This is a genomic window from Actinoplanes couchii (genome assembly GCF_016862075.1).
Lineage (GTDB): Bacteria > Actinomycetota > Actinomycetes > Mycobacteriales > Micromonosporaceae > Actinoplanes > Actinoplanes couchii.
In genome coordinates this window covers 1-10,641 of the sequence record NZ_BOMG01000153.1, presented here as the reverse complement: position 1 = coordinate 10,641, position 10,641 = coordinate 1, and the positions used below count along the sequence as shown (strand labels likewise).

Sequence of the window (10,641 nt, the reverse complement as noted above, 5' to 3'; positions counted from 1 at the left end):
CCCACACCCTCGGCCGCGCCGAACCCGTCCGCGGCCTCGGCGTACGCCTTGCACCGCCCGTCCGGAGAGAGGGCGCGCTGCCTGCTGAACTCGACGAACATGTCGAGCGACGACATCACCACGACGCCGCCGGCCACCGCGAGATCGCACTCCCCCGACCGCAACGACTGCGCCGCCAGATGCAACGCCACCAACGACGACGAACACGCCGTGTCGAGAGTGACCGCCGGTCCCTCCAGCCCGAAGGTGAACGCCACCCGGCCGGAGGCGACGCTGGCCGTGTTGCCGGTGACGATGTAGCCCTCCAGCTCGGCCGGCGTCCGGTGCAGGCGCGAGGCGTAGTCCTGGTAGGTGGCGCCCACGAAGACGCCGGTGTCGCTGCCGCGCAACGACGTCACCGGCACACCGGCCCGCTCGAACACCTCCCAGGTCGTCTCCAGCAGCAGGCGGTGCTGCGGGTCCATGGCAAGCGCCTCGCGCGGCGAGATGTCGAACACCGCCGGGTCGAAGCCCGCCGCGTCGTGCAGGAACCCACCGCCGCGGGCGTAGAACGACCCGGCGACCGCCGGGTCCTCGTGGAACCGGCCACCGAGGTCCCAGCCCCGGTCGGTGGGGAGTGCGGAGACCGCGTCGCGGCCGGCGGACACCAGGTCCCACAGGTCCTCCTGCGAGCGCACCCCGCCCGGGTACCGGCAGGCCATGCCGACGATGGCGATCGGTTCGCCGGTCCGCTGCTCGAGCTCGGCCACCCGCCGGCGGGTGCGCTGGAGGTCAGCCGTGACACGCCGCAGGTACTCGCGGAGCTTCGCCTCGGTGTCGGTCACTGTCAGGACACCCCCAGATCGCGGTCGATCAGGTCGAACAATTCGTCGTCGGTCGCGGTGAGCGGATCGAGGTCCGGCAGCTCCGGTGCCTCCGCGGCGGCGGGTACGGCCGGTGCGAGCCGTTCGCGGAGATAGCCGGCGAGCGCGGCCGGGGTGGGGAAGTCGAAGACGGTGGTGGTCGGCAGGCTGAGCCCGGTGGCGGCGGCGATCCGGTTGCGCAGCTCGACGCCGGTCACCGAGTCGAAGCCGATCAGCCGGAACGCGCGGTCCGGTCGTACGGATGCCGGGCTGTCATGGCCCAGCACCGCCGCGACGTGTGCGCACACCAGATCGGTGAGGGCCTGCTCGGTCGCCGTGGCGAGGCGGACGGCCGGCTCCGGGCCCTCGCCGGTACGGAAGCGCGCGACGTCGGGGATCTCGGTGAGCATCGGGCTCGGCCGCAGCGCCGTGAAGGCTGTCCAGAACCGGCTCCAGTCGACGGCGGCGATGATCGCGACCGGCTCGCCGCCGCTCAGGGCCCGGCCCAGCCCTGCCAGCGCGAGGGCCGGGTCCATCTCCGGCAGGCCGTGCCGGCGCAGCACGTCGGCGACCGTGCCGCTGGCCAGGCCGCCTCCGGCCCACGCGCCCCAGACCACGGAGGTGGCCACGAGACCCTGCGCGCGGCGCCGTTCGGCGAGCGCGTCGAGGTAGGCGTTGGCCGGTGCATAGTTGCCCTGCCCGGGCAGGCCGACCGTGCCGCCGAGCGAGGAGTAGAGCACGAACGCGTCGAGCTCCGCCTGGCGGGTCAGCTCGTGCAGGTTGCGCGCGCCGCCGACCTTGACCCGCAGCGCCCGCTCCAGCTGCGCCGGGGTGAGGGTGTCCACGGTGCCGTCGTCGAGGGCCGCGGCCGTGTGCACGACCGTCCGCAACGGACGGTCGGCCGGTATCGCGCCGACGAGCGCGGCGAGCGCCTCCCGGTCGGACACGTCACAGGCCGCCACGGTCACTGCGGCGCCCAGCCCGCGCAGGCTGTCGGCCAGCTCGGCCGCGCCGGGCGCCTCGGGTCCGCGCCGGCTGACCAGTAGCAGGTGTTCGGCCCCGCGGCCGGCCAGCCAGCGGGCCACGTGGGCGCCGAGCGCGCCGGTGCCGCCGGTGACCAGGGCGGTGCCGCCGGTCGTCCACTCCGCCGCCGGCACGCCGCGAGGCCGCCTCCGGGTGAGCCGGCGCGTCAGGACGCCGTGTACCCGGACCGCCACCTGGTCTTCCTCGCCGCCGAGCACCGCGGCGAGGAGGCCGGCTGGGCCGTCCAGGTCGATCAGGCCGCCCCACCGGTCCGGATGTTCCAGGCCGACGACCCTGCCCAGGCCCCAGAGCAGCGCCTGACCGGGGTCGATGGGCTCGTCCGGTGCGGTGGCGACGGCCCACCGGGTGACGCACCACAGCGGCGCGCCGACCCCCGCGTCACCGAGCGCCTGTACCAGCGCGACGGTCTGCGCGAAGCCGGCCGGCACCGAGGGTTGCTCCGGGTGCGGCCCGTCGTCGAGCCCGAGCAGGGAGAGCACGCCGTCGCAGCCGGCGAGCCCGGCCGCCAGCGTCCGCCGTCCGGCCTCGGGGCCGACCTCGACCAGGTCCGGCCGGGCGCCGGCACGGCGCAGGGCGGCGACCACCTCCCCGGTCTCGGGCCGGCCGGGGCGCGCGAGAACGGCCCACCGGCCGGTGATCGCGACGGCCGGCGTGGTCCGGTGGCGCCACTCGACCCCGTATCGCCAGTCGTCGCTCGGATCGCCGGCGGCCCGGCGCTCGCGTAGCGCGGACAGCACCGACGCGGCGGCACGCAGCTCCGCCGGATCGTGCCCGGGCAGCAGGGCGGCCAGGTCACCGGCGTCCTCGATGCCGGCCCATCGCCGGTCGTCGGCGTCCGGCGCGTCCAGCCAGTAACGGCTTCGTTGGAAGGGGTACGTGGGCAGCGGGACCGGTGCCGCCGCCGGGATCGCCGCGGTCCAGTCCACCGTCACGCCCCGGACGTACGCCTCGGCCAGCGAGGTCAGCATCCGTGCGGGGGTGCCGTCGCCGCGGCGCAGGGAGCCGAGCACGACGGCGTCCGTACCGACGGTCTCCTGGATCGGCGCGGTCAGCACCGGGTGCGGGCTCACCTCGATGAACACCGCGGACGGCAGGGCCGCCACGGTCCCGGCCAACTGGACGGTCTCGCGCAGGTTGCGGAACCAGTAGCCGGCGCCGAGCCCGGTCGTGTCGACGGCCCGGCCCTCGACCGTGGAGTGGAACGGGATCCGGGCGGCCCGGGGAGCGATCGGTGCGAGGGCGCTCAGCAGCTCGTCGCGGATCGCGTCCACCTGCGGCGAGTGCGACGCGTAGTCCACCGGGACGAGCCGCGCCCGGACGCCCTCGGCCGTACACTCCGCGACCAGGGCCTCGACGGCCGTCGTCGCGCCCGACACGACCACCGTCCGGGGCCCGTTGACCGCCGCGATGCCGACCCGGTCGCCGGCGCGGCGCCGTACCTCCGCCACCGGCCGCGCGATCGAGGCCATGCCGCCGGAACCGGCCAGCGTGGCGATCGCCCGGCTGCGCAGCGCGACCACGCGGGCGGCGTCCGGCAGCGTCAGTGCTCCGGCCACGTACGCGGCGGCGATCTCACCCTGCGAGTGGCCCACGACCGCGGTGGGCCGCACCCCGTGCGCCTGCCACACCCGGGCCAGACCGGCCATCATGGCGAACAGGGCCGGCTGCACCACGTCGACCCGGTCCGGTGGCGGGCCACCGGGCAGACCGCGCAGGACGGTGGTTAGGGACCAGTCAACGTACGGGGCGAGCGCGGCCTCGCACGCCTCGATCTCCGCCCGGAACTCGGCCGACGCGTCGAGCAGCGCCGCGCCCATTCCCGGCCATTGCGCGCCCTGGCCGGGGAAGACGAAGACCACCTCGCGCACCTCGGCCGCCACGCCGTGGACCAGGCCGGCGGCCACATCGCCGGTGGCCAGCGCGGCCAGCGCGCGGTCGCGCCCCGCCGAGAGGGACGCCACGACCACGGCCCGGTGCTCGAAGCGTGACCGCTGGGTTGCCAGCGCGACGCCGACGCCGTCGGCCGGCGAGCCGGCCGACGGGCGCAGCCGCGCGGCCTGGGCCCGCAGCGCCGCCTCGGTACGGCCGGAGAGCAGCCACGGCACCGGCGCCATCTCGGGAACCGGACCGGCGTCCACGGCCGCGATCGGTGGCGCCTCCTCGAGCACGAGATGCGCATTGGTGCCGCTGATGCCGAACGAGGAGACGGCGGCCCGGCGCGGGCGGTCACCGGCCGGCCACGGTTCCGGTTGCCGGAGCAGGCACAGCGTTCCGGCGGACCAGTCGACGTGCGGGGTCGGCTCGTCGGCGTGCAGCGTGCGCGGCAGCTCGCCGGCGCCGAGGGCCAGGACCATCTTGATGATTCCGGCGACACCGGCCGCGGCCTGGGTGTGCCCGATGTTCGACTTGACCGAGCCCAGCCAGAGCGGCCGGTCCCGCCCGGTTCCGTACGCGCCGAGCAGGGCCTCCGCCTCGATCGGGTCGCCCAGCGCGGTACCGGTGCCGTGCGCCTCTACGGCGTCCACGTCGGACGGGCGCAGCCCGGCAGCGGCGAGCGCGTCGGCGATCACCCGCTGCTGGGCCGGACCGTTCGGCGCGGTGAGCCCGTTGGAGGCGCCGTCCGAGTTGACCGCCGAGCCACGGATCACGGCCAGCACCGGATGACCGTGCCGGCGCGCGTCGGACAGCCTCTCCAACAGCAGCACGCCGGCGCCCTCGGCCGCGCCCATCCCGTCGGCGCCTGCCCCGAACGCCTTGCTGCGCCCGTCGCGGGACAGGCCGCGCTGCCGGCTGAACTCGAGGAACAGCTTCGGGGTGGCCATCACGGTCACCCCGCCGGCCAGCGCCAGCGAGCACTCGCCGTGCCGCAGGGCCTGCGCAGCCAGGTGCACGGCGACCAGCGAGGAAGAGCAGGCGGTGTCGACGCTGACCGCCGGGCCGTGCAGACCGAGCTGGTAGGCCACCCGGCCGGACGCGACACTGGCCGCGCTGCCGTTGCCGAGGTGCGCCTCGTAGTCGCCGCCGTCGCGGCCGAAGCGGGCCGCGTAGTCGTTGTACATGATGCCGGCGAACACGCCCGTGCGGCTGTCGCGCAGCGAGTGCGGGTCGATGCCGGCCCGCTCGATCGCCTCCCAGGACGTCTCGAGCAGGAGGCGCTGCTGCGGATCGATCGACAGGGCCTCACGGGGGCTGATGCCGAAGAACTCGGCGTCGAAGTCGGCCGCGTCGTGCAGGAACCCCCCGGCCCGCGCGTAGCTGTGACCGGCACGGTCCGGGTCGGGATCGTAGAGATCGGCCGGCCAGCCCCGCCCGCTGGGCAGCCCGGTGATCGCGTCGCGGCCGTCGGCGAGCAGGTCCCACAGCTGTTCGGGCGAGGCGGCGCCGCCCGGGAAGCGGCAGGACATGCCGACGATCGCGACGAGGTCGTCGTCCGGCCGCGCGGGACGGTCCACCGCCGTCGCGGGCATGGTGGCGCCGGTCAGCAGCGTGCGCAGGTAGGCGCCGACCGCGGCCGGGGTCGGGTGGTCGAAGACCAGTGAGACCGGCAGGCGCAGGCCGGTCGCGGCAGCGAGCCGGTTACGCAGGCCGACCGAGGCGAGGGAGTCGAAGCCGAGCTCCTTGAAGGCACGGCCGGGGTCGACCTCGGTGCCGGTGGGGAGCCCGACCACCGCGGCGACGTGCCGGGCGACCAGCTCGTCGGCCGACTCCGCGGCAACCGGCGCCGGAGCGGTGGGCTTCTCCGGCCGCGGCGCCAGGTCGCGCAGGATCGCCGGCACCGGGCCGTCGCGCAGCGCCGCGAGGTCGATCCGGGCCGGTACCAGCACCGGCTCGGCGGTGGCCAGCCCGGCGTCGAACAGCTCCAGCGCCGCGCCGGTCGCGAGGGGCAGGACACCGGCAGCGGAGATCCGGTCCCGGTCGAGGTGCCCGGTCAGGCCGCCGCCGGCCTCCCAGAGTCCCCAGGCGAGTGACACGGCCGGCATCCCCCGCGCCCGCCGGTACGCGGCGAGCGCGTCGAGGTAGGCGTTGGCGGCCGCGTAGTTGCCCTGGCCCGCGTTGCCGAGGACACCCATGGCGGACGAGAACAGGACGAACGTGGCCAGGTCGTGGGTCAGCTCGTGCAGGTGCCACGCGGCCTCGGCCTTGGGGCGCAGCACCGCGTCGAGCCGGTCGGGGGTGAGCGCGGTGAGCACGCCGTCGTCGAGGACCCCGGCGGCGTGCACGACCGCCTTGAGCGGGCGGTCGTCCGGCACGGTGGCCAGCAGCGCGGCCAGCGCCGTCCGGTCGGCGACATCGCAGGCGGCGAGGGTGACCCGGGCGCCGAGCGCCTCCAGCTCCGCGACGAGGGTTCCGGCGCCGGGCGCCGCGGGACCACGGCGGCTCGCCAGCAGCAGGTTCCGCACGCCGTGCCGGGTCACCAGGTGGCGGGCGACCGCCGAGCCGAGCGCGCCGGGCGCCCCCGTGATCAGCACCGTGCTACCCGCCGGGATCGGCGACTCCGCCGGGGGCGGCGGCGTGGCCCGGACGAGCCGCGGCACCAGCACCTGGCCGGCACGGACGGCCAACTGGTCCTCGCCGGCGGCGAGCGCGGCCGCGACGGCAGCGACGGGTGGCTCCGGTGTGTCGGTGTCGACCAGCAGGAACCGGCCGGGATGCTCCGTCTGGGCCGAGCGGACCAGTCCCCAGACCGGCGCCGAGGCGAGACCGGGCACGTCGTCACCGGGGGCGGCGGCGACCGCGCCGGTGGTCACGACGGCGAGCGGTGGGCGGCTGGGATCGTCGCCGGCCAACCGGTCGTGCAGCATCGTCAGCGCGTCGTGGACGGTCGCGCAGGTGACCGGCACGGCCGTCGCGTCGGCGCCCGGGTCACCCGCCGGGGCGGGCAGCGGCACCCACCGGATCCGGTGCAGCGCCTGCCCGGCCGCCGACAGCGGGCGCATGACGAGCGCACCGGCCGTCAGCACCAGAGCGCCGGCCGGGTCCGTCGCGGTCAGGGTCACGCTGTCCGGGCCGGCCGGGGTGAGCCGCACGCGCAGCTGGGTGGCGCCGGTGCGGTGCAACTCGACGTCGCCGAAGGAGAACGGCAGCAGCCCCGGACCGCCGGCGGCCAACGACCGCAGCTCCAGCGCGTGCAGCGCGGAGTCCAGCAGCGCCGGCGCGATCACGAACCCGTCCGCGGCCGGCACGGCCACCTCGGCGAAGAGCTCGTCGCCGGACGCGGCGAGCCGGCGCAGGCCCCGGAAGGACGGCCCGTAGCCGAATCCCGCGTCGGCCAGCCGCTGGTAGCCGCCGGTCAGGTCGATCTCCGCCGGATCGGACGGCCAGGCGGCCGCGCCGTCGTGATCGTGGCCCCCGGGCCGCAGCGTGCCGGTCGCGTACCGGATCCACGGCTCGGCGCCGTCGCGCGCCGACAGGGTCCACGAGCGGTGGTCGCCGTCCGGCGCGCTGACCGCGATCTGGACCGACAGCGTACGGCCGGGCGGCAGCCGCAGCGGCCGCTCGATGGTCAGCTCGCCCACCCGGGGGAGACCGGCCCGCGCACCGGTCCAGAGCGCCAGGTCGGTGTAGGCGGCGCCGGGCAGGACCGGCACGTCGCCGACCCGGTGCTCGTCCAGCCACGGGTGCAGGGACACCGACAGCCGTGCGGTGAACAGGGCGCCGCCGTCGGCCAGGTCGACGGCCGTGTCCAGCAGCGGGTGGCCGACGGCCGACGGCCCGCCCACGCCGGATCGGGCGGGCGGCAGCCAGTACCGGTCCGCGCGCAGCGGGTGGCCCGGCAGGCCGACGCGGCGCGCGCCGAGCCCGTTGAAGAGCCGTTCCCACCGTACGGGCAGCCCGTGCGCGAACGCCTCGCCCAGTGCGGTCAGCATCCGCCGCGTCCCGCCGTCCCCACGCCGCAGCGTCCCGACCGTGACCGCGTCGGCGCCGTGCTCGTCGACCGTCTCGGCCACGCCCATCGACACGACCGGGTGCGGGCTCACCTCGATGAAGCAGGTGGTGCCGGTGTCCAGCAGCTCCCGCACGACCGTCCGGAACCGGACCGGCTCGCGCAGGTTGCGGTACCAGTACCCGGCGTCGAGCGCGGTGGTGCCGGCCGGCTCGCCGGTGACCGTCGAGTGGAACGGCACGACGGCCGGTCGTGGCGTGACCGGGGCGAGGTCGGCCAGCAGCCGGTCGCGCAGCCGCTCGACCTGCGGTGAGTGCGACGCGTAGTCGACGGGCACGCGCCGGGCCCGGTCGTCGCGGGCCAGCAACGCCGCCAGCTCCTCCGGAGGGCCCGAGACGACGGTCGAGCGCGGCCCGTTGATCGCCGCGACCGACAACCCGCGGAGGTCGATCTCCTCGGGCGGCCGGGGCACCGAGACCATCCCGCCGGCGCCGGCGAGGGCCGACAGCGCCCTGCTGCGCAATGCCACCACCCGGGCGCCGTCGGCCAGGCTCAGCACCCCGGCCACGCAGGCCGCGGCGATCTCACCCTGGCTGTGGCCGACGACGCCGGCCGGCTCGATCCCGTACGACCGCCACAGCTCGGCCAGCGAGACCATCACCGCCCACAGGGCCGGCTGGACGACGTCGACGCGCTCCAGCATCTCGGCGTCGCCGAGCACGTCGAGCAGGGGCCAATCGGTGAACGGCCGGAGCGCGCTCGCGCACGCGTCCATCGCCGCCGCGAACACCTCGGAGTGGCGCAGCAGCTCGGCCGCCATGCCGGCCCACTGCGCGCCCTGCCCGGGGAAGACGAACACCGCGCGCGGATCGTCGGCCGTCCGGCCGTTCACCGCGTCGCCGGTCAGCCGGTCGCGCAGCTCCGCGAGGTCCGCGCCGACGGCGATCATCCGGTGCTCGAAGCGGGCCCGTCCGGTGGCCAGGGTGAAGGCCGCGTCGGTGACGTCGGCGTCGACGGTGGCGAGCCGGTCCGCGTAGGCGCGCAGCGCGTCCGGAGTGCGCGCCGACAGCACCCACGGCACGATCCGCTCGTCCCGGGCCGCCGGCATGGCCGGCGACTGGGCGTGCTCGATGATGACGTGCGCGTTCGTGCCGCTGATGCCGAAGGAGGAGATGCCGGCGCGCCGCGGCCGGCCGGTGGCGGGCCAGTCGGTGGCGGCCGTCGCCAGCTCGACGGCGCCCGTCGGCCAGTCCACCTTGGGCGTCGGCGCGTCCACGTGCAGCGTGGCCGGGAGGCGGCCGTGCCGCATGGCCAGCACCATCTTGATCAGTCCGGCCGCGCCGGCCGCCGCCTGGGTGTGCCCGATGTTGGACTTGAGCGAGCCGAGCAGGAGCGGCCGGGGCCGGTCAGCGCCGTAGACCGCGAGCAGTGCCTGCGCCTCGATCGGGTCGCCGAGCGCGGTGCCGGTGCCGTGTGCCTCGACCGCGTCCACGTCCGAGGGCCCCAGGCCGGCCGCGGCCAGCGCCGAGCGGATCACCCGCTGCTGCGCGGCGCCGCTCGGCGCGGTGAGACCGTTGGAGGCGCCGTCGGAGTTGACCGCCGATCCGCGGATCGTCGCCAGCACCGGATGGCCCTGACGGCGCGCGTCCGAGAGCCGCTCCAACAACAGCATCGCGCCGCCCTCGGACCAGCCCGTGCCGTCGGCGGCCGCGGCGAACGGCTTGCACCGGCCGTCCGGTGCGAGCCCGCGCTGCCGGCTGAACTCGACGAACATGCCGGGGGTGGCGAGTACGGTGGCGGCGCCGGCCAGCGCGAGGGTGCACTCGCCGCGCTCCAGCGACTGCGCGGCCAGATGCAGGGCCACCAGCGACGACGAGCACGCGGTGTCGACCGTCAGCGCCGGGCCGTGGAAGCCGAAAGTGTAGGCGATCCGGCCGGACGCCACGCTCGGGGTGGTCCCGGTCAGGACCCGCCCGGCGAGCCCGTCCGGCGCCTCGTGCAGGCGGGGGCCGTAGTCGGTGGCGGTCGCGCCGACGAAGACCCCGACGGCCTCGCCGCAGCGGGTCGTCACGTCGATACCGGCGCCTTCGAAGGCCTCCCACGACAGGGTGAGCAGGAGCCGCTGCTGCGGGTCCATGCCGAGCGCCTCGCGCGGCGAGACGTCGAAGAAGCCCGCGTCGAACGCGCCCGGCTCGTCGAGGAACCCGCCGCTGCGGACGTAGCTGGTGCCCTCGTGGTCCGGGTCGGGGTGGTAGAGCCCGTCGAGGTCCCAGCCCCGGTCGGTCGGGAACGGGCCGACCGCGTCGGTGCCGTCGGCGAGCAGTCGCCACAGTTCGTCCGGGCTGGCGACGCCGCCGGGAAGGCGACAGCTCATCGCGACGATCGCGATCGGGTCGTCCGCGACCTGATCCAGCTGTTCGGCGGCGGCCGGGCCGGTGGTGGTTCCGTCCACCGCGGCGAGCACGTGCGCGGCGAGCCGCTCCGGGGTGGGGTGGTCGAAGAGGTCGGCCGGCGGGAGCGCGAGCCCGGTCAGCCGGTTCACCCGCTCCAGCAGTTCGACCCCGGCCAACGACGAGAGGCCGAGGTCGTGGAAGGTGGCATCGGCGGCGACGTCAGCGGCCGAGGCGTGCCCGGCCACGTGGGCGACCGAGGCCCGCACCAGGTCCAGGGCGATCCGCCGGCGGCCCGGCTCGTCGGCGCCCTCCCACGGGCGTGGCAGCGTGGCCGGAACGGCGGTGGCGCTTTCGCCGATCCAGTGCCGGACACGGACGAACGGGTAGGTCGGCAGGGCGATCCGGCTCGCCGCCCACCCGGCGAAGACGGCGGGCCAGTCGACCCGTACGCCTCGCACATGCAGCCGGCCGATCGCGG

General features: G+C 76.3%; 2 protein-coding genes. Both read right to left on the bottom strand.

All coding sequences use genetic code 11. The features are described from left to right. A partial coding sequence (locus Aco03nite_RS51720) for a beta-ketoacyl synthase N-terminal-like domain-containing protein (RefSeq protein WP_444978847.1) occupies positions 1 to 866 on the bottom strand: 866 nt, incomplete at its 3' end. Beyond that, positions 827 to 10,621, bottom strand: a complete 9,795-nt coding sequence (locus tag Aco03nite_RS51715) for a type I polyketide synthase (protein ID WP_239146146.1) — start codon at positions 10,619 to 10,621, stop codon at positions 827 to 829. The genes Aco03nite_RS51715 and Aco03nite_RS51720, both read right to left, overlap by 40 nt. Positions 10,622 to 10,641: the final 20 nt, after the last annotated feature.